The 26,688-nt window shown below is 49.8% G+C and carries 22 protein-coding genes and 1 pseudogene; 5 read left to right on the top strand and 18 right to left on the bottom strand.

The window, feature by feature from the left end:
- Window positions 1-747 (bottom strand): IS21 family transposase (istA, locus tag BMY60_RS04575; RefSeq protein ID WP_143057353.1); only part of this gene is annotated, 747 nt, incomplete at its 3' end.
- Between the two features lie 170 nt (window positions 748-917).
- On the opposite strand from istA, the pseudogene BMY60_RS04565 reads away from it, so the two are divergent.
- Window positions 918-1,139, top strand: a pseudogene (locus tag BMY60_RS04565) (transposase domain-containing protein); the annotation flags it as partial.
- Between the two features lie 41 nt (window positions 1,140-1,180).
- Window positions 1,181-1,309, top strand: a complete 129-nt coding sequence (locus BMY60_RS16165) for a hypothetical protein (RefSeq protein ID WP_256250685.1) — start codon at window positions 1,181-1,183, stop codon at window positions 1,307-1,309.
- A gap of 20 nt (window positions 1,310-1,329) precedes the next feature.
- Here the strand turns inward: BMY60_RS16165 and BMY60_RS04555 are convergent, their stop codons facing one another.
- The 10 genes from BMY60_RS04555 to BMY60_RS04505 form a co-directional block, all read right to left on the bottom strand.
- Window positions 1,330-4,467: a DEAD/DEAH box helicase gene (locus BMY60_RS04555; protein WP_090331611.1), complete on the bottom strand. Its 3,138-nt coding sequence runs from the start codon at window positions 4,465-4,467 to the stop codon at window positions 1,330-1,332.
- On the bottom strand, window positions 4,457-5,272 hold the full coding sequence (locus BMY60_RS04550) for a Hachiman antiphage defense system protein HamA (protein ID WP_090331609.1): 816 nt from the start codon (window positions 5,270-5,272) through the stop codon (window positions 4,457-4,459). The genes BMY60_RS04555 and BMY60_RS04550 overlap by 11 nt, the downstream gene beginning before the upstream one ends.
- 80 nt (window positions 5,273-5,352) lie before the next feature.
- Window positions 5,353-5,640 carry a type I restriction enzyme subunit R domain-containing protein gene (locus BMY60_RS04545; protein WP_090331607.1) on the bottom strand — a complete coding sequence of 96 codons (288 nt, stop codon included), beginning with the start codon at window positions 5,638-5,640 and terminating at the stop codon, window positions 5,353-5,355.
- Window positions 5,641-5,960: 320 nt separating this feature from the next.
- Entirely contained in the window at window positions 5,961-6,425 is a 465-nt protein-coding gene (locus tag BMY60_RS04535) for a hypothetical protein (protein WP_090331603.1), read from the bottom strand.
- 160 nt (window positions 6,426-6,585) lie between these two features.
- Entirely contained in the window at window positions 6,586-8,346 is a 1,761-nt protein-coding gene (locus BMY60_RS04530) for a BatD family protein (RefSeq protein WP_090331601.1), read from the bottom strand.
- The gene (locus BMY60_RS04525; RefSeq protein WP_177166580.1) at window positions 8,343-10,139 is read right to left on the bottom strand and encodes a VWA domain-containing protein; all 1,797 of its coding nucleotides are present in this window, start codon (window positions 10,137-10,139) and stop codon (window positions 8,343-8,345) included. The genes BMY60_RS04530 and BMY60_RS04525 overlap by 4 nt, the downstream gene beginning before the upstream one ends.
- A 17-nt stretch (window positions 10,140-10,156) precedes the next feature.
- Complete coding sequence (locus tag BMY60_RS04520; RefSeq protein WP_090331597.1) at window positions 10,157-11,149, bottom strand: vWA domain-containing protein; 993 nt, start codon at window positions 11,147-11,149, stop codon at window positions 10,157-10,159.
- A 3-nt stretch (window positions 11,150-11,152) separates the two neighbouring features.
- Window positions 11,153-11,608: a DUF4381 domain-containing protein gene (locus BMY60_RS04515; protein ID WP_090331596.1), complete on the bottom strand. Its 456-nt coding sequence runs from the start codon at window positions 11,606-11,608 to the stop codon at window positions 11,153-11,155.
- The gene (locus BMY60_RS04510) at window positions 11,605-12,519 is read right to left on the bottom strand and encodes a DUF58 domain-containing protein (protein ID WP_090331595.1); all 915 of its coding nucleotides are present in this window, start codon (window positions 12,517-12,519) and stop codon (window positions 11,605-11,607) included. Before BMY60_RS04510 ends, BMY60_RS04515 begins: the two co-directional genes overlap by 4 nt.
- On the bottom strand, window positions 12,516-13,499 hold the full coding sequence (locus BMY60_RS04505) for an AAA family ATPase (RefSeq protein ID WP_090331593.1): 984 nt from the start codon (window positions 13,497-13,499) through the stop codon (window positions 12,516-12,518). The genes BMY60_RS04510 and BMY60_RS04505 overlap by 4 nt, the downstream gene beginning before the upstream one ends.
- Before the next feature lie 903 nt (window positions 13,500-14,402).
- On the opposite strand from BMY60_RS04505, the gene BMY60_RS04495 reads away from it, so the two are divergent.
- Both BMY60_RS04495 and BMY60_RS04490 read left to right on the top strand, forming a co-directional pair.
- On the top strand, window positions 14,403-15,737 hold the full coding sequence (locus BMY60_RS04495; protein ID WP_090331588.1) for a cyclic di-GMP phosphodiesterase: 1,335 nt from the start codon (window positions 14,403-14,405) through the stop codon (window positions 15,735-15,737).
- Window positions 15,679-17,040: a bifunctional diguanylate cyclase/phosphodiesterase gene (locus BMY60_RS04490; protein ID WP_177166579.1), complete on the top strand. Its 1,362-nt coding sequence runs from the start codon at window positions 15,679-15,681 to the stop codon at window positions 17,038-17,040. Before BMY60_RS04495 ends, BMY60_RS04490 begins: the two co-directional genes overlap by 59 nt.
- A 166-nt stretch (window positions 17,041-17,206) precedes the next feature.
- Here the strand turns inward: BMY60_RS04490 and BMY60_RS04485 are convergent, their stop codons facing one another.
- The 6 genes from BMY60_RS04485 to BMY60_RS04460 form a co-directional block, all read right to left on the bottom strand.
- Window positions 17,207-17,893: a M48 family metallopeptidase gene (locus tag BMY60_RS04485; protein ID WP_090331584.1), complete on the bottom strand. Its 687-nt coding sequence runs from the start codon at window positions 17,891-17,893 to the stop codon at window positions 17,207-17,209.
- 2 nt (window positions 17,894-17,895) lie between these two features.
- Entirely contained in the window at window positions 17,896-18,654 is a 759-nt protein-coding gene (locus BMY60_RS04480; protein ID WP_090331627.1) for a lysophospholipid acyltransferase family protein, read from the bottom strand.
- Between the two features lie 2 nt (window positions 18,655-18,656).
- Complete coding sequence (gene gmhB, locus BMY60_RS04475) at window positions 18,657-19,196, bottom strand: D-glycero-beta-D-manno-heptose 1,7-bisphosphate 7-phosphatase (protein ID WP_090331582.1); 540 nt, start codon at window positions 19,194-19,196, stop codon at window positions 18,657-18,659.
- Window position 19,197: 1 nt separating this feature from the next.
- Window positions 19,198-21,327, bottom strand: coding sequence for a glycine--tRNA ligase subunit beta (gene glyS / locus BMY60_RS04470; protein ID WP_256250684.1), 2,130 nt, complete (start codon window positions 21,325-21,327; stop codon window positions 19,198-19,200).
- A gap of 5 nt (window positions 21,328-21,332) precedes the next feature.
- Window positions 21,333-22,262 carry a glycine--tRNA ligase subunit alpha gene (gene glyQ, locus BMY60_RS04465; protein WP_090331578.1) on the bottom strand — a complete coding sequence of 310 codons (930 nt, stop codon included), beginning with the start codon at window positions 22,260-22,262 and terminating at the stop codon, window positions 21,333-21,335.
- 134 nt (window positions 22,263-22,396) lie between these two features.
- Window positions 22,397-23,401 carry a hypothetical protein gene (locus BMY60_RS04460; protein ID WP_090331576.1) on the bottom strand — a complete coding sequence of 335 codons (1,005 nt, stop codon included), beginning with the start codon at window positions 23,399-23,401 and terminating at the stop codon, window positions 22,397-22,399.
- A gap of 818 nt (window positions 23,402-24,219) precedes the next feature.
- Between BMY60_RS04460 and BMY60_RS04455 the strand changes: the two genes are divergently transcribed.
- A complete protein-coding gene (locus BMY60_RS04455) occupies window positions 24,220-24,969 on the top strand; it encodes a DUF4114 domain-containing protein (protein ID WP_177166578.1) in 750 nt (249 codons plus the stop codon).
- Window positions 24,970-25,131: 162 nt separating this feature from the next.
- On the opposite strand, the gene BMY60_RS04450 is transcribed toward BMY60_RS04455, so the two are convergent.
- Window positions 25,132-26,652 (bottom strand): NAD(P)H-hydrate dehydratase, encoded by a 1,521-nt coding sequence (locus BMY60_RS04450; RefSeq protein ID WP_371264187.1) that lies wholly within the window; start codon window positions 26,650-26,652, stop codon window positions 25,132-25,134.
- Between the last annotated feature and the right edge of the window lie 36 nt (window positions 26,653-26,688).

The raw sequence follows: 26,688 nt of genomic DNA, 5'->3' as shown, positions 1-26,688 counted from the left end.
GCGGCGGCGCATATCCTGGACATTCTTCTCGACGACACCTTTCTCCCAGCCGGAAGCTACATTGCAGAAATCAGGATCGAACAGGTAATGTGCCGTCATCGCGAAGAAGCGCGTATTTACCACACGCCCGTTACCTTTGGACACCTTGTCCACAGCCGTCTTCATGTTGTCGTAAATGCCGCGTTGCGGCACGCCGCCAAAAGCTGTAAATGCACGGGTATGCGCATCGAACAGCATTTCGTGACTTTGTGACGGATAGCCCGACAACATGAAGGCACGACTGGCACATAGTTTGGTATGTGCAGCCAACACTTTACGGTGGGTGCCACCGATCACCAGCCATTCTTCACTCCAGTCAAACTGAAAGGCTTCACCCAACGTAAACTTCAGCGGTACATACGCCGTTTTACCCTGCCCGCCTTGATTGCGCCAGTTGCGAACAAAGTCACAAACAATTGTATAACCGCCAACATAGCCATCCTTTCTGATTTCCTGGAACAGCATCCTGGCAGTGCGCCGGTCTTTCCTGGGGCGGCGAGCATCCGCTTCCAGCGCCAATAACAATCGAGATTCAAACGGTGTCAGCTTGCCGGGCTTCTTCGCTCTGTGATATTTCACCGTGCTGTCACTTGGCGCTTTCAACCACTTTTTTATTGTGTTCCGCGACAGACTTGTGCGCCGTTGAATCTCATTAATCGACAAATGTTCACGGTAAAACATCCGACGTATCTTTGCATACATAACCATGGTAATCACCTCTTAATTTCTCCTGCTTAAAATTTAGGCAGGATACGTGAATTACCTGGTCAATTTTCGACCGGTGTCAACACATCTAGCCCAATATAAGCGTTATGAAATAATGCAGTAGTCATGATGTAACCTCCACAGAAATAGTGCGATCTTGCCGCAACTAGTATATAGGTCATATCATCTGGCTCTTTGTCGGATCTGAGCGTGCCGGTCAACGTGCTGCCGCCATTCAAACCCTGCTCGGCACCGCACAACTCAACGGTCTTGACCCGGCCGCGTGGCTCAAAGATATCCTCACAAAACTTCCAACCTGGCCTAATAGCCGTATTGATGAGTTGTTACCGTTAACGCCGGAATTTATCGAAGCATTAAAACAAGAAAAATTATAGATGGTCGTGCCGGACGCTTACACAATTACAACGGAAACGATATGACGCGTACTAAGTTTGTTAAAGAAATTGAACATGGTAACTATCAGAACTACCATGTTCGAAATATAAATGGCGTGAAAACACCAGTGTCTAACCCCGACGGACGCGATAAAAATAATCTGGGCTAATACAGCTAATGAATGAGCGTTTAGCCTGCACCTTCTTCCTGGTCTTGTCTGTTTCTACTAAAATAAGTCGGAAAATCGGCTAAACACGAACTCACCAACTGCTTATGCATGTCTAAGATACCAAAGTCGAAAGCATCAAAATCAACACCCTCGCCATGAAGGGCAAGAGCAAGCTTTTTACAGACCTCTCTATCCACGTAGCCGCGAGAGTAGAGCCACATTTCAAGGTTATTTGACAGCCCAATTTTTAGGCGTGTTTGCAAACTCCTAAGAAGCTCCAATACATCATCGCCCAATCCTTTACCCTCGGCCACATCAGCTATCGCTCCGACATATAACATGGAATCAAAAGAAAGCGCACCGTCAGCCAAGTCTACTACATGGTCCGTTTTAATAGTTCTTTGCTGCGACCCTGCTTGATAATAAGCACCTGATTGATCCAAGTGACCAAGCAGATCAGCGTAGCTACTTCCTGAAATCCATAATTTTGCGAACTTTAATATAACGTTTTCAGGCTTTATTTTGAGAAACATCTTGTTGTTGTTGAGCTGAGATAGCAATGGCCAGCAAATCACAAGAAGTTCATCCGAGCTTTGAGCGTGTGCTATTTCGTCCCAATTTTCATCAAGCCAATTTTCGATAAAGAATAGGTTTTTCAACCCCAGCAACGATTTTCCAAAGAATGGTCTTTTTTCTTCGGGCACAGAAAGAACTCTACTCGCGATAAGTGAAAATGCCGCCCGTAGCTGTTGTTTCTGATCGTCGTCTGACAAAAAGTAAGCCAATGTTCCTTGGGCCAACTCATCAAAGAACGTTTGAGGCACACCTGGATTGTCTTTCAAATAGGACAAAAAATAGCTTTCTATTGCTTCGATTAAAGCTTCTTTATAATCCATCTGATCCAGTAGCGAACTGATATCAATAGCGTTTTGATTCCCTGCGTCTATACAGCTTTGTCTATAGCCGCTTGGGTCTGTGATGAACTGGATAACATCAACATTAAGTTCTCCAAAATCAAAAGGCGAGATCAAGTCCAGTAGGCTACTAGCGCAGTCCTCCGCATTAGTAAAATCGAGCAAGTGCATCGCTCTTTGCCATCGCCAACTTTCACGAAAATTATTGCGCTTATCAAAAACATCTGTATCTGCAAAAATGACACTCCCTTCGGTATGGTATCCAGCCCTGCCTGCACGACCAATTAGATTGTGGAAGTCACGTGTGGTGATTTCTTGTCCGGCTTGAAATGTGCTTGAAACAACTAAGTACCTAATTGGAAGATTCACGCCCTGGGCAAGAGTGGAAGTACACACTACCAACACTGACTTATTGGATTCCATTGCCCACTCTACAGAAACACGGATACCATTGGGAATGTTGGAACTATGCGGCAATATTCCAAGTGAAATCGAGCGTGTGAAGATAAACTCATCCCCAAAATGCAAACTGGAAAGGTACGCAATTTTGTCCAATTCGCTTTGATCACTAGAAGTGCTCGGTGGTGGTAAAGTAAGCCCTCTATCGTAGTAATCAACTAAAAGCTCGCATATTGACGTAACAGTACTCTTTACACCGCAGAAGATAGCAACAGGCCCTTGATGGCATAATTTGACCCCTAAATAAGCTGCGACGCTGGGGTTATCGTTTTTGGCGGGAAACAGCCGAGCGTTCCTCTCTCGACCTCTCGTTCCGAGGTTTATTTGCTCAATCACCCTAGGAACGAAAAAATCTCTATCTGCCTCACGGTCTTGATCAATATATTGGAGTTGCCCCATTGCAGTTTGCCAGCTTGCGAAGGCTGTACTTCTTACTGTTGGTAAACACCCGGCTCCTTGAATCTCAATACCAGCCTCTCCATTAAGCCATTCACCAATAGAATTTGCGTTAGCCATTACAGCGGAGATCAAAACCTTCTGAACATCATCACCTGCACGGGACTTGAGGTAGGCCATTAATAGCTCATAGGTGACACCTCTCCTTCCAGTGTCAAACTGATGCCCTTCATCAAAAATAAGCAAGCCAATTGAGTCAGCTAAAGCAGGTTCATGCCTCAGAAGATAAACAAGTTTCTCGGGTGTGGTAACGACTATAGACTTGGTCGTTATTCCATCCTGAGCGGCTTGTCCGGTTAAAAACATGATGAGATCGTCGTCACTATCAGAAATATCCAGAACATCTTGCAATTCATTGATATTTACATCTTCACCTCCGAACGCTTGCTCAAATGTAGCGGTAATCTCCCTGCATAAGGCTCTAAATGGCGCTACAATTACGGCAACGTCAGAACGCCCTGACAAAAACGAGCTTCGAATTATTAATTCTGTCGATTTTGTCTTTCCCGCGCTCGTGGGCATTTGCACAACGGCGGATAAACCAGATAAAACCCCTTGCTCACCCAACAATCTCTGTGCAGGCCAAAACTCTTGGACAAAATTCGGCTTAGTAATTACATTCACCCATTGCTCTAAGGTGATTTGTGTATATTTCGGCAAACAATTTATTGAGGAGTTTTCGATTTTTCTTAGCAAGATAGAAGAAATAATATCAACAAATAAAAGCTCTCTATCAGAACCTTTTTCGTAAACTTCATGCCTTAAAGCCTGTATTGCCTGCTTAAAGTTCCCAGCATTATCGCTTAAGCTAAAGAACCTTCGAGTGGCATAGCCGACATCATCTATAGCTTGAGTTAAATAGGTTTTTTCTACGCGATACCAATCTTCATCGAAGTCAGACTTTAATATCCATATCAAAATTCCCTCAAGATTAGTGTCAGTGAGTAGGTCTGTATTATAGGGTAAGCTTTTGGCTAGAACGATGGAACTGCCAGGCATATTCGCTAGATAGTAGGCCGCCGAACCTATAGCCTTTAAATAAATAGTCATCTCATCAGCCAGATGAGACTGAATCAAAGCATCAAAGTATTGCCCAACGGATATAAGCTCAGACTTTAACTCTTCATGTTCATCAGCTTCTTCAACCTGTTGTTCTTCACGAGCTTCGATAGCAGACAGGTCGCCCAATATGCCAATAGTCGTAATCAATAGCTTGCGCGGGTCGACAGGTAGCGCTATATGAGATGCTTCATCAATAGCAAATTCATACATCTTTGCCTTCGATTTTGCAATTGCCAGCACTTTCTTTGAGGACGCTTCAAGCTTCATTTGCAGCCCTCTGGTATAGGCTGTGTACTAAAGACATCAGTACTGGGCCTCTTATCACAATCATTTCTAACTGTGCTCTACATGAATGTTCCTGGCTAGAAGCTTCAGCTAAAGTTTCCAAGCAACATGAGCTATCAGTTAGAACCGCTGCCGCTCCAAATTTTGTTTTATATGGGTGGTCAACATTTTGTTGGAATCTTGAAATAATACCCATTCCAGTAAAATCTTTCTGATCGTATAGCCTTTGCTTTGCTCCGTTTAATGATTCTGCAAGTCTAGCTTCATCCTTTGAACTGTCATCAATTGCGGTTTGCAAAGTATTACTAGTATTGTTCTCAGAAAGACGAGCCTTAACCTCATAAATTATTAATTCGTCTTGACTAGAAGGGTTTGGGTTATTCTGCTTAAAGCCCAAAACATCTGACCCCTTGGACGACTCGTTGCCAATTATTTTCCGGTCGTAGCGAGTTCTTGGAACATAGTAATCGTGAAGAAACGTTAAATAATCAGCTACCAATATTTCAGCAAAATCTCCTGCACGGATACTTGGTCCTGGGCTTTTAGTTTTATGCGGGAACTTTAGATTTAGCAAATAATCTGTTTTTGTCATCCCTTCAGGCTTGAGTATTTCTATTTCAGCATCAGCGCAATAATGATTTCTGAAATGCCTTGCCCAGTGAGACATAACCTCTTCACTGGCGACATCATAAGCAAACTCATAAACAGGAACATTCTCACCCGTTGATATAGCGATTACTTGACCAGTGTTGCGAAGCCAAGCAAGATGATCATTGGTCCATGGCATGCTTAATAGTTAACCTGTCCGTGTTATTTGTTTTAACCAGTAGGCATCAATAATATTCCCGAATATAAGCATATGCCTGATCAAACAGCGCCTGATCCGTATGCAGTTTGTATTTCAATAATGTTTTGCGCAGAGATTTCTGCACCTCGCGCTCGCCTCCGGTTGTGTTCTGCCATCCTGGAAACCGCACGGCAAATCGCTTGCAGCAAGGTGTGATCTTTTATGGATTTGTCCAAATACATAGTTTGCAAAATAGGCGCATCAAAACCTGTAAGCAGTTTTGCGGTCACGATGATGAACTTAAGTTCGGAAGTGCCATCATTAAACTCATCAACGATCTTTTCTTGCTGGCTTTTATCAACACCCAAAGACAGTCAACTCACTCTCCAATCGCACCGTAGATTTTCCGCCATGATTTGATGGCGTAAGCACCTGGAATCTGTGCCACAAGGCCATACGAAAACCCAACAAGGCCAACCAACCATGGATTTGGGAATCCAATCATCAGAGCTGTCAGAAGCACTAACCCAACGAGAACTCCAGCTATAGCAGCTTTGTGCCTTGGCACACCAGCGACGAGCGGCCGAGGAACTTGAAATTTTAGCTTCACACCTTTTCTGAGAATCGAAAGCCAGATGGATGGCGCATCAGCTCCATGAGCAGAGTTTAAAAATGAGATTCGTACCGTCTACCCTCGGTTCATGACAGGGACTAGATACTCGCGCTGGCCGTTGTATAGGGCCCACTGATTTTCCGCTGGCTGTGCGCCGTCTGCTACGTACAGCTGCTGCCGATACTTGTCAGTCCATTCAAGTGAATAAGGGCTATCAACAATCTGCGTCTGCTCCGACAACAGCTTCGTGTCGCTTGTATAGGCCTTTACAACAACGTTTTCATAGTCGATCAAGCTCTCGTTGATCAGATCAATATTTGACAAGTACAGATTGGGAATTTCTGTGCCGTTCCAGAGCGCTGTAAGTTTTCCGAAAGTCGGATCCTCAACCGTAAGGCCCATTCGGTTGTGGTTCACGAAATAGGTGAAAACGCCACGCTTGTTCAGGACTTTCTGAGTGATCCAAGCTGTGGTGACACCGCCCAGGCCGCCCGCGATCAGAGAGACATATTCGCTTTGGATGAAGGTAAGAATGTTCATTTGACTGCTAACTAGAATTAGACATCCGAAATGACGCAAACTATTACGTCAACAATGACATCTATTATGGCAAACCTCATCATATCTCCTTAAGTTTTATAGCGTTTGGTCAATTTAACCTTCATTTTAACAAACCGTGTTAGATCCACATCAGTCTTTTTCAGGAATACAGCCCAGGCAAAGCACTGCTGCTACTATTATTCTCTGACGCATGACCAGTTTTTGACAATTCCGAAACCAGCTTCGCCAGTTCCCGCCCGTCCCAGTTTTCCTGATTATCCTGATACAAAACCCGGTCCAGTTGCGTTAACACTGCATCGATGGCCGGATCGTTCAGACGCGATGCAAGCTCGTCAAGTCCTCTGAGAGGAGAGTCGGGCCAGTGGCATGCGGCCCATTTGAGCAGGTAATGACGCGCCTGCTGCGGATTGTTGTCCTGGCAGGCGGCGAGAAACCGTTTTCTGGACTGTCTCGCATTTTCGGATTCTTCAAAAGGCGGTTTTTCCGCGCCATCCGGTTGAAGCGGCATACGCTGCATACGGCGCATTCGCCAGAACAGGCCGAGTGTGATCAACCATAGCGCTGCAAACAACAACGCCGCCCAGAACCAACCGGCGCCGCTGGCGACACGGCTCGAGCGGTCAGCCGTAAACAATTGGCTGCCGGTTGTCTGATCTATGGTTTGCCGTTTTGAATGATCGGCCGTATTGCCGGTATCCGGCAAACCTGCAGCAGACTGCTGCTGTGGTCCAGCCGGCAATACTTCAATGGTGCGCGCCGGCAGCGTGACCGTTTGCGCACTGTCGGTGGTGGTATTCCACCACTGCAAGGTAAATTCGGGCAACGTATGCTTGCCGGGTTGTATGGGCATGTACGCCAGACGCAGTGTTTTTTCGCCCTGCACCGTATGCGGCAGATTGTGCGTGCTCGCTTGCCCGCGGTCGGGATAAAGTTTAAAACCAGCCGGGTCCGGAAGTTTCAGCTCGGGCAATTGTTCTCCGGGGACACCCAGCGCTTTAATGGTAATGCTGCGCGTAACCGGTTCACCGAGATCGATTGTGGCATCTTCAGGCTGCCAGGTTTCATACAGCTCGACGGATTCGGCCGGCAGCCAGTAAGACGACTGGCCCTGGCCAGGACGCGGGCGCACATTCAATGTGATCGCGTCACCGCGCAACCGGACCGGACGGGTGTTGGAAAAAAAACGGTCAAAAAAAGGGTCCTGCCGTCTGGAAATTTCCGGTATCTGCGCATTCAGAACCGGTGCAGGTATCACCAGACTGCCACTGGTCTGCGGAAAAAGCACAAATTCACGCTCGATCACCGTGTAATCCCTGTCATGACGTCGGGTTACATATTCACGGTCTTCACCGAGCTTGCGCGTCAGCATATTTTCATGTTCCGGCTCGCTCAAACTGCCCTGCACCAGATTGACGGCAAGAAACACCCGTTGGGTATAGCGCACCATCCCCTGTACGTAAGGGTCGGTTTTATCGACTTCCGTTTCCAGAAAAACCGGCGCGGCTGTATCGGGCTCCGTATCGGCATACGCTTCTGCCACCTGCAGCGTCAGTTCAGGCGTGTATGCATCGTTAATGCGCAACGGCGGAACAGTCAAATTGCCGCTGCGCCGGGGTATCAGCGAAATTGTCCATGTGGTGCGGGTATCCAGTTCGCCGTTAATAATATGAACACGGCTGCCGCTCATGGTGCCGGCGATTTCAAAATCCTGCTCCAGCGCACGTGTATCGGGCATCGCAGATGTCTGACCGTCTGCTTCGATGGTCAGCCGCACGGTCTCGCCTTCGGTAATGCGTTCGCGGTCCAGTTGCGCGGTCAGCGCCGCAACAACCTGCGCAGGCGTCAGCAACAGGCAGAACAAAAACATGACGGAGAAAATACAATAGCGTTTATGACTCATCTTTGTTTTCGCTGATGATGTTCCAACATGAATTTACGGCGCAACAGACCGGACGGATCTTCGGGAATCTGCCGCAACCACTGTTCCAGCGCCAGGTCCTCCTCGCTTGGCAGCATGTCATGCGCGTCGGAAGCATCATCAGGAGTTGACGCATTCAGCTGCGCGTCCTGTTGTTCATCCTGTTGCGCATCCGGATGCTGATCGTCGTGATCCGGTTGCGGTGCATCGCTTAATTGCGATCCGTACTGCTCGTCATCAGCACGTTGATCGTCATTATCACCATTAGTGCCGTTTTTGCCGTTTTGCGCTTCGTCTTCTGTCTGCATCATGTCGCTTTGTTCCGAATCGCCCTTCGAACCATTCTCCTCATTGCGTTCCGCATTATCTTTCTGCTCATCTTCACCATTCCCGTGCTGATTTTCTTCATCATGTTGCTGCTGCGATTCACCGTCTTGTTGCTGGTCCTGCAACAGGTCTTCCAGCAGTTCGAGATTGGCTCTGGCATCATCATGCGCGGGATTTTCCTGCAATACTGCGCGATAGGCTTCTATCGCCTGCTCAATCTCGCCCGCACGCGCTAACGCATTGCCCCGGTTATAGCGCGCGGCAGGATCATTCGACTCGGCAAACGCCTGCGCCGCAGCTTCATAGTCCCCTGCCTCATACAGCGCCATGCCGCGCCAGTCCGGATTGCGAAACTGCTGCGCGGCAGTTTGCGGATCGTCCTGTTGCAAATACCTGTATGCTTGCTGATCGGCGCGCAACCATAAATCCTGCCAGCCGAAAGCATGGACAGGCGGCGGCGTTATGAAAAATACGGCGCATCCCAGCAACCAGCCGCGCCGAAAAGCTACAGCGGCCAGCAATACAATCACAGGCAACAGCCAGACGCCCTGTTCTACCCAGCGCTCGATACCGCCAGCGCTGCCTGATATCTGTTCAAAACCGCCGGAGGCGGAGACTTCCGGCAGCAGACGGTTCAAATCCCCGTCATCGGTCGTCAACCTGCTGAAGGCACCGCCACCGGCGCGCGCCAGCTCCTGAAGCGGCGCCGGATCAAAGCGAATTACTTCGGTAATGCCGTCACGCATGATCGCGCCGCCCAGTTCGGTGCCGATACCCAGCACGGACAGCGTGTGTCCGTGCGCACGTATTTCCCTTGCCTGTGTCAAGGCGGCAGCCGGATCTTCAAAACCGTCGGTAATCAACAGCAATTCGCCCGTGCGAATGCCTTTAAGATCCAGCAACTCCATCGCCATCCGCAATGCAGGCGCTGCATAATCACCGCTCACAGGCATGATATCCGTATGCAATGCCGTAACCAGATTCTGAATGGTTCCGGTATCTTCGGTTAACGGCGTGACGATATGCGGCTCGCCTGCGAATACGACCATTCCGGTGCGCCCTTCCCTGGAGCGATCAAGGATATCCATGATTTTGAAACGTGCGCGCTCAAGACGCGAGGGCGCCAGATCGCGGGCATTCATTGATGGTGACAAATCGAGAATCACCATCCGCGATTGTTGTGCATGCCAGACAGGCTCAGGCTGACGTTCCCATACCGGGCCGGCAAGCGCGCAAACGGCCAGCATCCAGCCCACTGTAAGCATCAGCAATGGCAAACGCGCTGACCGGCCGGGTTTTTCCAGCCACAAACCAGACAACAGCTGTTGGTCGAACACCGCGCGCCAGGCGTCACCCGCCGATTGTTTGCGCCAGAGCAATACCAGCAGCCATATGGCTGGTATTAGCGCCAGAAACCATAACGGACGTAAGAAATGAAATTCGCTCATAAATTCAACAGGGTTCATTATCCTGCCCGCCACCAGTACTGCACGAGCAGAAAACTCACTATCAGGCCAAGACCCAGCGGCCAGATAAAAAGTTCAGCCGTAGGGCGGACGATACGGCTGCCGTCCAGCGCAGGCTCCAGACGATCCAGCTGGCGGTAAATATCCTGCAGCGTGTCCCGGTCAGTTGCGCGGAAATATTGCCCGCCCGTCAAACCGGCAACCGTCCGCAACGTTTCCTCATCCAGGTCTGATGCCGGATTTATCGTGCGCATACCGAAAAAACTTTGCATCTCGCGCGCCTCGCCGCCAACACCAATGGTATAGATACGCAACCCCTGCTGTGCGGCAAGCTCGGCGGCCTTGCGCGGCTGCACATGCCCGGCGTTGCTGGCGCCATCGGTAAGCAGCACCAGCACCGCCTCTTCGGTAGTTTGCCGCGAATGCTTCAAATGTCCCACATGCTTCAGCGCCATCCCGATCGCGTCACCGATCGCCGTTTCACGCCCTGCAATGCCGATCACGGTATCCTGCAACATATTTGCCACGGTCGCGTGATCAAACGTCAGCGGCGTCTGCAAATATGCTTCACTGCCAAACAGAATCAACCCGATACGGTCGCCTTCACGGCGGCGGATGAAATCGCCCGCCACCTGCTTGACAACATCCAAGCGGTTGGCGCGGCCGTCATCCATATCAGCAATCTCCATACTCCCGGAGACATCGATCGCCAGGATCAGATCGCGTCCGGTTTCAGGCAGTTCGGTTTCCTCACCAACCCATTGCGGCCTTGCTGCGGCGGTGATCAGCAGCAACCAGCATATGAGCAAACCCCACACACGCGGCGAACGTATCGACTGGCGGCTGGTTTGCGCCAGACCTTCCGGAACAAAGTCGATAAACGGTGCAAATAAAACGCCATGACTGACTGTTGTGGCAGGCGGCAAAAAACGCCTGAATAACCAGGGCAACAGCAGACAAAAAAACATCCAGGGCCATGCAAACTCAAACATCGGTCATTTTTTGGGCATGTTGGTTTTGATCCACTGACGCGCCAGATCGATCAGTTCGTCCAGATCGGTGCCCGCTTCCCGATACGGACCGGCTAATAGCAGGCGGCCGGGACCACTGGAAAACCGTCCTTTGCCACCGCTGGTATCGAGAAAATCAAGCCATGATTGGCCGGTTAGCGCCGCAACTTTTTTTGCAGGCCAGCAGGTCAATGCATACCGCTTCAGCAATTGATTCAGCCGGGCAACAGGCTGATCAACCGAGTTCTGGTTATTGGCCAGCCATTTCAGCTCATTGAGTGCCGCACGCTGCGCGGCGCGCTGTTTTCTATATCGGTAAATCAAAATAATGCATACTGCTATCAGCAACACAACAATCCACCAGCCCGGCGCAGGCGGCCACCAGCTGACAGGCGGCGGTACATGCAGTGGGCGCAGGGCAGCGAGCGGATCTTCCATCATCGGTTTTTTTTATGCCGGGCCAAACCCGAACGCAATGCAGGTACCATACGGTCTGTCGTGGCGATTTCCATAAAGTGGGCGGCGTGACGCGTACAAATGCCGCGGATTTTTTCACGATGCAACTTAAACTGCGCCTGCCACTGTTCGATAACAGATGCACGGCTGGTGTCGGCTGTAACGCGCTGCTGGTTGACGCCGAGGCGATACAATCCCGCCGGTGGCGGCGCCGCTTCCAGTGGATCGTAAAGCAATGCGCTGATCACGTCATTATGCCGCGCCAGAGCGCTCAGATATTTTTCAGCGTTATTTCCAAGTTCCCTGAAATCACTGAAGATCACAATCATACTGCCAGGAAGTGCAATACGCGCCATCCGGGCAAGCGCGCCGTCCAGACGCCCGTTCACCAACTCGCCCGGCCCGGTGGGCTGCAATTGCACCATCGCTTGCAGCATCGGTAACAAACCGGCTTCGTGTGCGGCCGGATAGATTTCACGGTGCCGGCCCGCCGCCTGAACTATGCCGCCGACCCGGTCACCCGCACTTACCGCAGCCCAACCCAACACTGCACTTAACCGGCCCGCAAGCACAGATTTATATTGCACGCGACTGCCGAAATACATACCCGGATGCAGATCGACAAGAAACAGGACCGGGCGCTCGCGTTCTTCACGAAACAGTTTGGTATGCACACGCCCGCGCCGGGCTGTCACACGCCAGTCTATGGTACGCACATCATCACCGGCCTGGTATGCGCGCACTTCATCAAATTCCATGCCCCGGCCATGATAGACAGACAGGTAACCACCCGCCTGTGCGGACAAAGCGCGCCTGCGCGCACCGAGCTCCAGACTCCGCGCCGTTGCACGCAAGCGGATCAGCGTATTTAATTCCAGCGCAGTCCCCTCGCTCATGGCGCCGGTACGCTGGCAATTATCTGATCAATACATTGTTGTGTGGTAATGCCTTCGGCTTCCGCCTCGTAATTCAGCAAGATTCTGTGGCGCAGCGCATCCGGCGTGACTTTTTGCACATCCTCGGGCGTCACAAAATCCCGTTCGGCCAGCCAGGCCGTGGTACGCGCCGCACGCTCAATAGCAATCGCACCGCGCGGACTCGCACCCCAGCGTATCCAACTGGACAACTCCTGTCCGTATTGTCCGGGATTACGCGTTGTTTCGATGATTTCCACAATATACGCTTCCACTGCATCGGCCAGATGCAGCTGCATAATTTCACGCCGTGCTGCGAACACCTGTTCCTGCGTTACTTTCCGCAGTTCATGTGAAACTTCCTGATTCAACGCACAGCGTGCTTCATGCCGCACCAGCTGCAGAATTTTCCGGCTGGCGTTTTTATCCGGATAGTCGATGCGCACATGCAGCAAAAAACGGTCGAGCTGCGCTTCCGGCAGCGGATAGGTACCCTCCTGTTCAATCGGGTTCTGCGTGGCCATCACCAGAAACAAAGGCGGCAACGGATAGCTGGCCGCGCCGACAGTAATCTGCCGTTCCTCCATCGCTTCGAGCAAGGCGGATTGAACCTTGGCGGGTGCGCGGTTAATTTCATCAGCAAGAATTACATTATGAAACAGCGGCCCCTGGTTGAAAGAAAAACTTCCGGTTTCGGGATGATAAACATCGCTGCCAGTCAAATCGGCGGGCAACAAATCAGGCGTAAACTGAATACGGTGAAAATCAGCCTCAAGACCGCTCGCCAGCGATTTGATCGCGCGTGTTTTGGCCAGTCCGGGCGCGCCTTCCAGCAGCAAATGACCGTCGCATAATAACGCCAGTAACAAACGTTGCACCAGTGTCTGCTGCCCGACAATCTGCTGTTCGAGTTCATGGCGAAGCTGCGTCAGCGCTTCCCTGTGAATAGTATCAGGAGTCATGTTAATGCGTGCTTACAGTTTTCGATAACGTAATGCAAATGCATTTAAATTCAATATTTGGGTCGAGCGTTTCATAAAAAAACAATAACATAATTAGAAAGGTGTTCACAATATTCAACATTTGGACAACAAACCACGCATTGCAGCACACAACACTGTTGTCTGCTTCGACAGCACAGCAATACGCGGTAATCACGCGCTATACATTAGTCGCGTTCCATTACGTTTTTCCGCGCGTTTGTCCAATACAATTTTTAATACAAACCATGCTGCATATATCGAACAACACCAACCGAGGTTTTTCGGATAAAAAGTCTACCAGAAGTGGAGAAACGCACAATATCGTTACGAATTTATATGTTCACTTCAGCCTAACAGTCATACATGGTCAAGCGGTATCGCAGCATTGAAAACCGACCTGGAACAGCCCCCAACATAATCGCAAACACCGGAAATCCGTGGTGTCCTGCGGCCATGCTGCAGGACTTGAAAAGGAAACATCCCTTTTCAACGGACTGTGACTGGCAATATCATATAAAAAGAATACCAAGAAAATTAAGCAAGGGAAATATGACGACTTTACAGCGCTTTTCGGTGGCTGATTCTGAAATAAATCGGTGTATAAAACAGATTTATAGGCCCCTGGATCCATCTTTGGTTTGCCGTGTTTAGATTAAGCGTATATTACCGATAGCAAAAATTCAGAACGGATTTGACGGAAAAATGCCAGCGACCACCGATTTAAATCAATAAAAAAAGCCAACTAACTATCTAAAACTAAAAATTAAATACATAGCACAGTTGGCAATACGTACTTAACATCCGGCAAACAATACATACCTACAAACAAAGTTCACATGAAAAAACGTTCTTCGATAAAACAGTTTCTTTACTGGTGTTGACATGCAAGCCAGTCATTCAACTTACAAAATAAAAGTACAGGATCTGAAATTCGGCATGTATGTCAGCCAGCTCGATCGTCCCTGGCTGGAGACGCCGTATTCGATTCAAGGCATTCTGATTGCCGACATGGAAGATATATTAGAGTTGGAACAACACTGCAAGTATGTTTATGTCGATATTGCCAGATGCGAATCGCATATTGTCCGGAAATATCATCTGGGCAAATTCAATCATGTACTGTCCAACGAAACAAGCGAGACCAGCCTAAATGCATTGAATAATACAACAATTCCTGAAACCACCAAAAAAACCCGGGAAATCCGCCAGACACCCAGAGCCGTTGTTGAAAAAACACCCTTTCATGGCAGCCAGATTTACGATGATATATCTACAGTTGAAGAGGAACTTCCGGTTGCCACCCAAGTACAGCAAATTGCGCACGATGCCATAAAAGAAATCACTATCGATTTTGAACGCAATCAATATCTTGAAGTGAGCGGCGCGCAAAACACAGTATATGCATTGCGGGACAGTATTGTAAGAAATCCGGATGCAATGCTGTTACTTGTGCAACTCAAGTCGTCCGGCGAGGCACTCTATGATGACGCTGTAAAACATTCCATTCTGCTGATGGCCTTTGGCAGGCATCTCGGACTCCCGCGCAATGAACTGTCATTGCTGGGATTGGGCGGCATGTTAATGGACATTGGCAAACTACGGCTACGCGAAAAGATCGCCGGCAATCAAAACACACCGGACACTGCCGGGATGAATTTATCGAAAGAACATGTGCTGCTCGGTGAACAAATGATCAAGCAGTCAAGCAACATTCCCGCGTCCGTATATGAAATTGTCGCGCAACATCATGAACGTGAAGATGGACGCGGGTATCCGCGGGGACTCAGCGCCAATCAGTTAAATACCTATGCACGCATGGCGGCAATCGTGGACAATTATCTGGAACTCTTAAAATCCCAAGCCAACATACCGTCAAACAGCGCATCACAGGTTTTTAATCAGCTTAAAGCACTGGCCCGCTATGGATTAAACGCCACTCTGGTTGAGCAGTTTACGCACTGCCTCGGTTTTTTCCCTGTCGGCAGCCTGGTGGAACTTAACACGGGCGAAGTCGCGGTTATATTGTCACACAGCCGCTCCAAAAGATCCCTGCCTGCTGTCATGGTAATACTGGACGCCAATAAACAGCCCTATAAAATGCCTGAAACCCGGGATCTAAGACTGATGAAACCCGGCCCGGACGGTATACCTTACACCATTGAGCGGGACTTGCCGTCTGGTGCTTATGGTATTGACGCCACCAGCCATTATCTATGACGCAACCGTCAATGTAGCAATGCCGATTCAAAGTTATCAGAATTTTTTGCAAACAGCATCCAGAATATTGCTGGATGCAAACAGTGCGCACCGGCATAGCGCAGTGATAATCATTAATCTGGAAGGCCTGCCAGATCTTGACGGCATCCTGGGATACACCGAAGTCGATGAAATTCTCGGCAAACTGATTCAGCAAACACACGATGCATTGAACGCTGCGGATATTGCCGGTCCAAGTGGGCGTCATCAAATCTGTTGTCTGCTGTCTGATCTGCTCACCACAAATCATGCGATCCTGGCAGCACATAAAATCATGCGCGTTTTCACACAGACACACCGTTTCAACCATCGACGTGTTAGCCTGCTGCCACGTATTGGCGTAGCGCTGAATACTAGCCAGAAGGACGATTTAAGAACGCTCATGAGCAACGCCAGTACGGCACTGCACCATGCGAAGCGCAGCAGAGAATCCATTCGTTTATACGACGAAAATGAAAAAGATTCATTACTTTCCAGCATGGATATTTGGTCGGAACTCGACCGTGCAATCGACACCGGCGAACTGCAGTTGGTTTATCAGCCACAGCTGTGGATTGATACAGGGAAGATCAGATCAGCTGAGGCATTATTGCGCTGGAATCATCCAAGCCGTGGATTTATTCCGCCGGACAAACTTATTCACGCGGCCGAGGGCACTGAACTGATGACCAAGCTGACACTGTGGGTTTTCAACACTGCGTTAAGACAGTGTCAGGAATATCGTAAAACGGGTCTGGATACGGGTGTTTCGATCAACTTATCCGCTGGCGATTTAAATGACGCTGAACTGGTCGAATTGATCGAACAGGCAGTAAATATCTGGAACATACCGCCCGGCGAGATTATGATTGAATTGACAGAGACGGCCATCATGGAAGATCAATCCAATTCACTGGAAACGTTACATGCCCTGAAAAATATCGGGTTCAGGCTTGCAATGGACGATTTTGGCACAGGCTATTCGTCTATGGAACGGCTTTTGCTGCTGCCGCTGGACGAAATCAAAATCGACAAAACCTTTGTTACGGATATGCTGAGCCGCCCTGCACATGAGCGCATTGTCAGTTCAATGATCAGCATTGGCCATCAACTCAATTTGGATATCATCGCCGAGGGAGTCGAGAATCTGACTACCTATCGGCATCTACGGACACTGCGCTGCGATGCTGTTCAGGGTTTTTTCGTAGGCAACGGCATGGCGATGCCTGAATTAATCAAATTTGGCTTGAGACTCAAAGCAGATGAAGATGCCGTGTTCCGTTAAACCCGTCAAGCCTATTGCGCGAGAAAAAATCTACCATGCGATAAAAACAGGATGCTCACATAACTTGAATTTTTTAACAGTCTTTCATCACATTGTTAAATGTAAAAATACAGAGTGCAGCTGCCGAAATTTGATGCGTGAAGACTATAACGCATGACAACACCTCCTAATATTTGCGCAATTCTCTGCGCGCTTGTTGAAAATCCGGATAAATGACGGCGACCCGCTTCCAGAACGCCTTCGAATGATTCATTTCGAACAAATGACATAGCTCATGGGCGACGACATAATCGACCAAATGCAGCGGCAATTGTATAAGACGCACGTTTAGACGGATAATGCCGGCGCTGTTACAACTGCCCCAGCGAGTTCTGGCCTGTGAGAGTCTGAATGGCGGCATAGGCACGTTCAATTGATGCGCATACTGTGCAATGCGCTCGCCGTAACAGGCAAGAGCGTGCTGCCGATACCAGGCTATAACCCATTCCCGGAAAACGCCGGATGACAAGTAATGGTCAGACAGCACCTTTTCAGTGGAATCGGCGGGCATCATTCGAAACCTGCCGTCCGCAGTTATTCCTGGCTTCCATAAATTGCCCAGTAAAGGAAATACAGTCTTGTCCGGCAATAATCCGGCAGGATCCTGTGACATTTTATCCCGCCAGATAGCCAGTTTTTTTAGTATCCAGTCCGTTTTACCTTGAACGATCGCGTCTATTTGGATATTCGAAAGATCATACGGCGCATTGACATGCAAGCCCTGATGACTGATTCTCAGTCCAACCGATTTGCGACCGGTACGCTTTATCCGGTAATCAATAATTTCGCCGGCCAGACAAATTTGACGCAGCATGCTTACCCGCTGTTACGATCCGTACGCATGGCGCTATTGCCCGTTGCGGGCAGCCGCTGGCTGATGCGCGCCACTTCCGTTTCAATCCATTCTTCCACCTTCGCGTTCAGTTCATTGGATTCCATACCCGCTGGATCGATCGGCTTGCCGATACTGACGGTAATTGTGCCGGGTTTTTTGACAAACGCATTTCTGGCCCAGAATTCTCCGGCGTTATGCGCCACCGGTACTACCTGCGTATTGGTATGGGTGGCCAGCCATGCACCACCGATACGATAACTGCCTTTTTTACCGGGCGGTATCCGGGTGCCCTCCGGAAAGATTACCACCCAGAAACCGTTTTTCAATCGATCCTGCCCCTGTTCGACAACCTGATCAAGCGCGCTTCTGCCGGCACTGCGGTCGATTGCGATGGGATTGGTCATGGCCAGCCCCCAGCCAAAAAACGGAATGCTTAATAATTCTTTTTTCAATACCCACACCTGTGGTGGAAAAATTTTCTGGAAAGCCAGCGTTTCCCAGGCGGACTGATGTTTGGATAACACGATACTCGGTGTTTTTGGAATATTCTCCGCGCCCAGCAAACGATAGCGCAAGCCGCAGATATAATGCAGCAAAAACAGAATCATATGCGTCCAGGTAGAAGTGACGCGATAGCGCGCATGCGGAGGCAGCGGAAAACATGCCAGTGTGAAAATCGCATAAGGCGGGGTGATTATGACAAGCAGCAGCATGTAACAGGCAGAACGCAGAAACGCCAGCATCACGCGTAACCAACAATGGCGTTTACCGCTGCAGCGAGATCGTCATATACCTGCGTGCGCGGCGGCAGGGCACCCTGTTCCTGGGTGACTTTCCCTTTGCCGGTCAATACTAAAATCGGCAGCGCCCCAACGGCCTCGGCGGCCACCAAATCACGCATGGCGTCTCCAATCGTCGGTGTGTTTTTCAAATCGGTTCCATAACGCTGCATGATTTCTTCGAACATACCTGTTTTCGGCTTGCGGCAACGGCATTTGTCAGCACTGGTATGCGGACAGAAAAAAATAGAATCGATATGTCCGCCCGCCTGCGCGACCACTTTGTACATTTTGTCATTAATCGCATTAAATGTGACCATATCCAGCAGTCCGCGCCCAATCCCGGATTGATTGGTAGCGGTGACAATCCGGTAACCCGACTGCGTCAGTCGCGCGATTGCCTCGATGCTGCCGGGAATAGGCTCCCACTCATCAGGTGTCTTGATGAAGGTATCGCTGCTCTGATTAATGACACCGTTATGATCGAGAATTACCAGTTTCATATCAACCCGCCAGCCTGGATAGATCGGCCACCCGGTTCATCGCCTGATGCATCAGTTCGAGCAGACACAAACGATTGGTACGCAGACCTGCGTCATCCGTATTGACCATGACATGATCGAAAAACGCATCAACCGGCTCTTTGAGTGCCGCAAGCGATTGCAGCGACCGGGTATATTCGCCGGATTCAAACGCGCTGTCCGCTTGCGGCTTGACCTGCATCAACGCATCGTACAATGCGATTTCCGCCGGCTCTTTAAGCAAACCGGTGTTAATCTGCGTGTTGTTGACTGCTTCGGTCTGCGCGCTTTTTTCCAGAATATTATGTACGCGTTTGTTTGCGGCCGCGAGACTGGCAGCCTCGGGTAATTTTTCGAATTCGCGCACCGCTTCAAGCCGTTTGGGAATATCTTTTAACACCTTCGGCGATTGACATAACACGGCATCGATTGCCTGTACGGAATGCCCCTGTTCGCGCAACAGACCTGCCAGACGATCGTAAATAAACTGCAATGGCGACAGTGCCGTCTCAGGATATTGGTCATCAAACGCCAACCGGGCTTCCTTGAGCAGAAAGTCCAGCGATACCGGCAATTCTTTTTCAATCAGAATACGTATCGTGCCCAGCGCATGCCGGCGCAATGCAAACGGATCTTTATCACCTGTTGGAATTTGTCCGACACTGAACAAACCGGTTAGCGTTTCAAGCTTGTCTGCAAGCGCGACACAAATCCCGGCAGTATTACGCGGCAATGTATCGCCGGAAAAACGCGGCTTGTAGTGGTCTGCAACAGCTTGCGCGATGGATTCGCCGTACCCGTCATTGAGCGCGTAATAATATCCCATAATCCCCTGCAGTTCGGGAAACTCGCCAACCATTTCGGTCAACAGATCCGTTTTGGACAATAACGCTGCCTTGCCTGCTTCGTCAGCCAATGTTTCACCGCCAAGCAACAAGGCGATAGACCGGGCGATGACGCGCACCCGCTGAATCCGTTCCCCCTGGGTGCCGAGCTTATTGTGATAGACCACATGATCAAGCCCGGGCAGTCTGGATTCCAGCGTTTTCTTGCGGTCCTGATCGTAGAAAAACTTGGCATCGGCAAGACGCGAGCGCACGACGCGCTCATTGCCGGTTACGACAAGCGTCGGATCGGCAGGCCGTATATTCGAAACCAGTAAAAACTTATTCGCCAGTTTTCCTTTGGCATCCATCAGGGGAAAATATTTCTGATTGGCTTTCATTGTCAAGATCAGGCATTCCTGCGGTACATCAAGAAATTCCGGGTCAAACTGCCCGATCAGCACATTGGGCAGCTCAACCAGTGCTGCAACTTCATTGAGCAATGCATCGTCCTGAATTAATGTCAGTCCCGCCCGGTCAGCCGCAGCGCTCAACTGACGACTGATTTCGGCGCGACGGTCATCAAAACCGGCGATAACGGCGCCTTCTTCCAGCAGTTGCTGTGCATAGCTGTCAGCGCTTTGCAACTGAATGGTTAAACGATTCGCTTCAAAGCGATGCCCCAGCGTCTCGCGTCCCGAATCCAGACCCAGTATCCGCACCGGTATGATTTCGTCGCCATGCAGCGCAACCAGCGTATGCGCCGGACGTACAAAATTGACACTTTCCCAGCCGTTTGCAAGCTGATAAGTCATTATCTTAGGTATCGGTAATCGGCTTATAGCTTCGCCAAGCGCAATTTGCAGGCCATCGGTCAACTTCGTACCGGTGGCAACAGTATCCAAAAACAGTGTTTCCGTTTTGCCTTCATAAATACGCTTGAGCTGCGCAACGGCTGACGCATCTGCACCCAAACCGGCCAGTTTTTTCAGTAACGGCGGCGTAGGCTGGTTATTTTCATCGAGCCCGACTTTAACCGGCATAAGTTTCTGTGAAACGGATTTATCTGCCGCCTGTGACGCAACATTAGCAATCCAGACAGCCAGACGCCTGGGGGTGGCATAGATTTTTACGCCTCCATTATTGGAGTATTCCGAAATCAGACCATGATCCCGCAAGCTTGCCGCAATCAAATCAGCAAAATTGATTGCCAGATCTTCAAGTGATTTGGGAGGCAATTCTTCTACCAGCAATTCAATCAGTAAGTTTTGCGTCATCGTGCTGTTCATGCTGTTTACTGACTATGCGGATAGTTTGATTTGGGCATTTGCGCCACCCACGCGCGCGGCGCCAGCGGAAATGGCGGATCGAGCTGTTCACGGCTGGCATAATAGGCCTGCGCGACACTGCGCGACAAAGCGCGAATGCGACCGATATAGGCAGCGCGCTCAGTCACTGAAATTGAACCACGGGCATCCAGCAGATTGAAAATATGCGCGGCTTTCAGCACTTGCTCGTAGCCCGGCAACGCCAGCTTGCCTTCAATCAGGCGTTGCGCCTGGGTTTCATGGCTGGTGAACGCTTGAAACAAAAATTCCGGATCGCTTTGCTCGAAATTATATACAGACTGTTCCACTTCATTTTGATGGTAAACATCATAGTATTTCAGACCTTCCGTCCAGACAAGATCGAACACATTTTCCACACCCTGAAGATACATGGCAAGACGCTCCAGGCCATAGGTGATTTCGCCGGTGGTCGGCTTGCAATTGATTCCTCCAACCTGCTGGAAATAGGTAAACTGGGTCACTTCCATTCCATTTAACCACGCCTCCCAGCCCAGGCCCCATGCGCCGAGCGTCGGGTTTTCCCAGTCGTCTTCGACCAGCCGCACATCGTTTTGCCGCAAATCGAGTCCAAGTTCCCGCAGAGAACCGAAATACAAATCCAAAATATTCCCGGGCGCGGGTTTATACACCACCTGAAACTGGTAATAATGTTGCAGCCGATTGGGATTATCACCGTACCGGCCGTCCTTGGGTCGGCGGGAAGGCTGCACATACGCTGCTTTCCACGGTTCGGGGCCGAGGGCGCGCAAAAATGTCGCGGTATGGCTGGTGCCCGCGCCAACCTCCATATCGCAGGGTTGCAAAATGGCGCAGCCCTGTCCGGACCAGTATTGTTGCAGGGTAAAAATAATTTCCTGGAAAGTATGTTTACTCATGAAAAAGCTTTCAGCGGCTGTCAATAGCAGTCAATAATAATTCGAATAGCCGAATTTTACAGGGTTTTGCGTAAAGCGCGAAGAAAGCGCAGGGATTGAACGTGATTTATTCGGCAAACGCGCCATTTACCGGGTCAGATATCTACGGCCAGAAAACTGCCGCGCTCCTGTTCAAATTTAACGGTAAGGAAGCATGCGCCAACAGATACGAAGGGTTGTATCCTGCGCTGGTGGATCACTTCTGCAACCGCTCGAAAATTCGGCGCATCAATTTTGATAACGTCATGTAAATTGAGCGGCGTTTCAGCAAAAAACCGCGTACCGCGTGGCGATAAATCCTGGATTATGCCTTTGCTGGGCATATCGGGCCAGAACAGATAATATTCAAATTTTCCGTGCATATTGATACGTATGTTTGTGCGGTGTTTTTGTTCAAATGACGCCTCGGCGGTTACCGGCAATGGGCTGCCGCATTCCAGGCATGCGTGCTGCTGGTACGGGCCGGTTTGTTTTGCATATGCCGTATGGCAAAACATGCAAAAAGATAATGCCTTTTTCGAGTCGTCTGCTGCTGACGGCACCGAATGACCGATACCATCCGGATGGCCGCCATGTTTCATTTTATTGACCGGCATCAGTGTTTTTTCGGAATACCGCCATTTGCCGGCCAGATACGCATCATAACGCAAACGCGCTGCAGGATTTGCAAGGACCGCGTGCGCTTCCTTCAGCAAGTCGACGTTCTGGTAAGGATAGTGCAGCAGCGCCTGATAGCTGCCGGTAATAATTTCCGCAGGCGCATCCGGCTGTATCTGGAGAACACGGTAATAATTGCGCCGGTTTGTTTGGGTCATGGCGCTGTCCGTCATACTGTCGACGATACCGGACGCAAAGGATCCGAGACTTAACATTTTCATAGGATAGCGTCTTTGCAGCTGACGGTCATAAACCGCGCGTTTCAAAGGATCGTTCAGCACCGCCATGGCCGTTTTTAAAAAATCCGCCTGCAGTTCAACATAATCATGATCCTGGCGCACCCTGAGTTTCAGCATCAACATATGATAATTCACCTGAATAACCGTAAGCGGTGCGTCAGGCTGCGCATAAAGCGATCTGTAATAGTTACGCCTCTCTTTCATGATGTATCACACCGCACATTTAAAGACATTAATCAACATCGCGCTCAAAAAAAACCCGTTTTTTTAGCACGGCAATCGCAGCAACAACAACGAGACCATTCTATCCACCTACTCGAACCAATAATAGTATCGGGGGCTGTCATCTTATCCGGCACCCTCTGAGCCACATACTGTACGTTGGTACATTGGCTTGCCTTATACAGCAACCACGCTTGTACGCCATTAACGCTACAGCTGCCTAGGAGCCGCGAATAAATAAGTGTGACAATTGGGCGCGTCTGGCGGGATGCAATGCAAGGCGGGAGGATGAGTCATAGCACAAGCTATGCCGACGACGCACAACCCGTCCGTTTTATCAATCGCTCCAAAATTTAATCGCACGTCAATTTTTCTGTAATGACAGCGGATTAAATTGAACAGCCGCCCAGGCAAACAGCAGCTAGTTTCAGTGAAAAAAATTGACAAATACCGCCTGCGCATTTCATTCAAATCCTGGACGGCCAGCCGGAACCGGCCGCTTTCAGCTGATCATACATGAAACACCCAATTTTAACCAACTGTATTGGTTGCTTTTTTGTCTCATACGTATTCGTACTTTGGTCCAGTAGCTCAAAAATTCTGAATCGTTAAGATGGCTACCCATAAAAGATATCAGCTTATGCCCTGATTAAGATTGCACAGCTTTATATGACAGCTGCTGTATGAGCGTAGCGCAAACAATCCGGGCATGTGTAAATCGGCAGCAAATTTTAGATAACACCTGGCCCGGTATTTTTTACATAAGATTTCAAGAAAAACAGTCTCAAAGGAGAATAATAATGAAAAAACAATCCAAAATGATTTTAAAAACAACGCTGGCCGCCACGCTGGGTCTGGCAATCGCCGGATCGGCTAATGCAACGGTTACGTTTGGCGACGGCGGCGCGTCACTGCAAGGCATTTTAAATGATATCACCCTGGCACCCATCGGCAATGTCAGCAGCACAAATGTCAATACCGACCAAATTCAACAAGACGAAAAGTGGCAGATATCCGGAAGCGGCGGTTCTTTCTCTCAACTCATTATTGAACTTGCTGGTAACGCAAATACAAACACCGTGGGTATTTACGATGCCAGCGATCCATCCAAACAGGTAACTTTGTTTTCAGCGTTAGACGGTCCCGGCGCGCAAAAACTGTTGTCTTTCGGAAATGATGGCTCTGTGAACATCAACTTTGCGGATACCGGCGTTGATTTTGCAGATAATGCTTTCGGCTACTTTTTAGATACCGGAACAAATATTTTTTACAGCAATACAGACCTGAATGCCGATGGCGTTGATCACATGGTCGCTTACCGGGGAGCAGGGACAGATACAATTGGTCTTCCTTCAACGCTTCCGGGTATTTGGAGCACAAACGAATATATCATGGCATGGGAAGACCAGTATAACGGCGGCGACACAGACTATAATGATTTTGTTTTGATGACGGAATCCGTTAATCCGATACCCGAACCATCGATGCTGGCATTACTCGGCATCGGTTTAATTGGTTTTATGGCTCGACGCTACGAGAAAAACTGTTAAGCAGGAATTAACATAGTAACCTGTTGCTGTTGCCGCCTGTCCAAAACCGATTACAGACAGCGTAACAACTTCCAGCGCGACTGACGAGACTGGCGCCTGCAACAGGGGGCAGTCTTCTTCAAAACGGCCACCCATTCACATGCCCATCCGCGTGTTATACGATTAGTTTTTCCTATATATCCAGTCGTTCAGCAAATAGCGTGCAGCAGTAATGACTTCCGACGCCGTCATTCCCACCGGCCCGTTATTCTGTTTCAGCAATTCATCTGCTGCAGCGCCATGCAGGTAAACAGCCAAAAGTAACGCATCCTCCGGTGATTGGCCTTGCACAATCAGTGCGCCGATAATACCCGAGAGCACGTCGCCTGTCCCTGCGCTGCTCAAACCGGGATTGCCGCTGGTATTGAAAAAACATGTTCCGTCCGGTCTGGCACAGATACTCCCCGCGCCTTTTAGCAACACCTGGCAATCCAGCTGTTCTGACAAACGCATAACAGCATGCAAGCGGTCGTCTTGTATCACAGAGGCATCAGTATCCAAAAGCCGCGCCGCTTCTGCCGGATGCGGCGTCAGAACGGCGGGCGACTCACGTTGCCCGAGCTTTCTGGCCAGTTCGCTGTGAAAGGCGATATGGTTCAGCGCATCGGCATCCAGCACCAAAGGATAATCGCTGTCAAGCGCGTGCTCCAGCCAGCCGTAGGCGATTTCATTCATACCCATGCCCGGCCCGACAACCAGACAGTCTATCGTGTCCAGATCGAACAATTCCGATGGCGCGCGCATCATCAGTTCAGGATGCACCATGTCGATATCAGGCGACGGTGCTGCCAGCATACCCAGATAGACGCGTCCGGCGCCAGCATGCAATGCCGCCCGGCCTGCCAGGATAGCTGCGCCGATCATGCCTTTGTTGCCTCCCAGTATTCCGACGCCGCCAAAACTGCCTTTATGGCTGTTGGCTTTACGCGGAGGCGGCAACAAAATATCCGCCAGTTTCCGGTTGATCATCCATGCATTGGCCGGCAGCAGGGCCGCCGGATCAAGTTCAAGATCGCAGACAAAAAGTCTGCCGCAGCACTGCGGACCGTCACGGGTCAAAATACCGGGCTTGGGCGCGATGAACGTAACGGTAACGGCAGCAGTGATGACGGCGCCATAAACGCCGCCGTCATCACTGCCGAGTCCGGACGGAATATCGATTGCAAGTACAGGTACTTGCATGGCATTGACGGCTTGAATCCAGTTCAGATATTGGCCTGCTACCGGGCGGTCCTGCCGCAGACCAACACCGAAAATACCGTCAATAATCAAATCCCATTTCTGGTTGTCTGCAGTTTCCGGCATCTCCGGTTGAATTTCTCCCTGACTATCCAGCCATGCCTGCCTGGCTTTTCCGGCATCCTGTGGCTGGCGTTCAGGTTCGCCGTTAAACACAACCGATACAAAATATCCGCAATGTTTCAGATAACGCGCCGCAACAAAAGCGTCACCGCCATTGTTCCCCGGTCCGGCCAACACAAGAATACGGCTGTCACAGTTCAGCGCGCAATGCTTTGTTGCAATCTCCGCAGTCGCGCGCCCTGCTTTTTCCATCAAATCCGGCGGGTTAGGTTGCGCAAATACCATCTGTTCTATTTTGCGTATTTCTTCGGTCAGGTACACCGGGTCGATTATGCTCATCATTTGGACTGCCTTTATCAATGGAAAGAATTATTTCTC

This window comes from Nitrosomonas sp. Nm51 (assembly GCF_900111165.1).
Taxonomy (GTDB): domain Bacteria; phylum Pseudomonadota; class Gammaproteobacteria; order Burkholderiales; family Nitrosomonadaceae; genus Nitrosomonas.
Note: the sequence above shows the minus strand (reverse complement) of the source record. Positions and strands in the feature narration are given on the sequence as shown.

Bases quoted from the DNA above. Each gene is read 5' to 3' on its own strand.
- BMY60_RS04450 (WP_371264187.1), bottom strand. From the start codon at position 26,652: ATGATGAGCATAATCGACCCGGTGTACCTGACCGAAGAAATACGCAAA.
- gmhB (WP_090331582.1), bottom strand. From the start codon at position 19,196: ATGAAACTGGTAATTCTCGATCATAACGGTGTCATTAATCAGAGCAGC.
- BMY60_RS04460 (WP_090331576.1), bottom strand. From the start codon at position 23,401: ATGAAAGAGAGGCGTAACTATTACAGATCGCTTTATGCGCAGCCTGAC.
- glyQ (WP_090331578.1), bottom strand. From the start codon at position 22,262: ATGAGTAAACATACTTTCCAGGAAATTATTTTTACCCTGCAACAATAC.
- glyS (WP_256250684.1), bottom strand. From the start codon at position 21,327: ATGAACAGCACGATGACGCAAAACTTACTGATTGAATTGCTGGTAGAA.
- BMY60_RS04550 (WP_090331609.1), bottom strand. From the start codon at position 5,272: ATGCCATGGACCAATGATCATCTTGCTTGGCTTCGCAACACTGGTCAA.
- BMY60_RS04455 (WP_177166578.1), top strand. From the start codon at position 24,220: ATGAAAAAACAATCCAAAATGATTTTAAAAACAACGCTGGCCGCCACG.
- BMY60_RS04510 (WP_090331595.1), bottom strand. From the start codon at position 12,519: ATGAGCGAGGGGACTGCGCTGGAATTAAATACGCTGATCCGCTTGCGT.
- BMY60_RS04515 (WP_090331596.1), bottom strand. From the start codon at position 11,608: ATGATGGAAGATCCGCTCGCTGCCCTGCGCCCACTGCATGTACCGCCG.
- BMY60_RS16165 (WP_256250685.1), top strand. From the start codon at position 1,181: ATGACGCGTACTAAGTTTGTTAAAGAAATTGAACATGGTAACTATCAG.
- BMY60_RS04485 (WP_090331584.1), bottom strand. From the start codon at position 17,893: ATGCTGCGTCAAATTTGTCTGGCCGGCGAAATTATTGATTACCGGATA.
- BMY60_RS04505 (WP_090331593.1), bottom strand. From the start codon at position 13,499: ATGACTCCTGATACTATTCACAGGGAAGCGCTGACGCAGCTTCGCCAT.
- BMY60_RS04555 (WP_090331611.1), bottom strand. From the start codon at position 4,467: ATGAAGCTTGAAGCGTCCTCAAAGAAAGTGCTGGCAATTGCAAAATCG.
- BMY60_RS04530 (WP_090331601.1), bottom strand. From the start codon at position 8,346: ATGAGTCATAAACGCTATTGTATTTTCTCCGTCATGTTTTTGTTCTGC.
- BMY60_RS04535 (WP_090331603.1), bottom strand. From the start codon at position 6,425: ATGAACATTCTTACCTTCATCCAAAGCGAATATGTCTCTCTGATCGCG.
- BMY60_RS04520 (WP_090331597.1), bottom strand. From the start codon at position 11,149: ATGTTTGAGTTTGCATGGCCCTGGATGTTTTTTTGTCTGCTGTTGCCC.
- BMY60_RS04525 (WP_177166580.1), bottom strand. From the start codon at position 10,139: ATGAGCGAATTTCATTTCTTACGTCCGTTATGGTTTCTGGCGCTAATA.
- BMY60_RS04495 (WP_090331588.1), top strand. From the start codon at position 14,403: ATGCAAGCCAGTCATTCAACTTACAAAATAAAAGTACAGGATCTGAAA.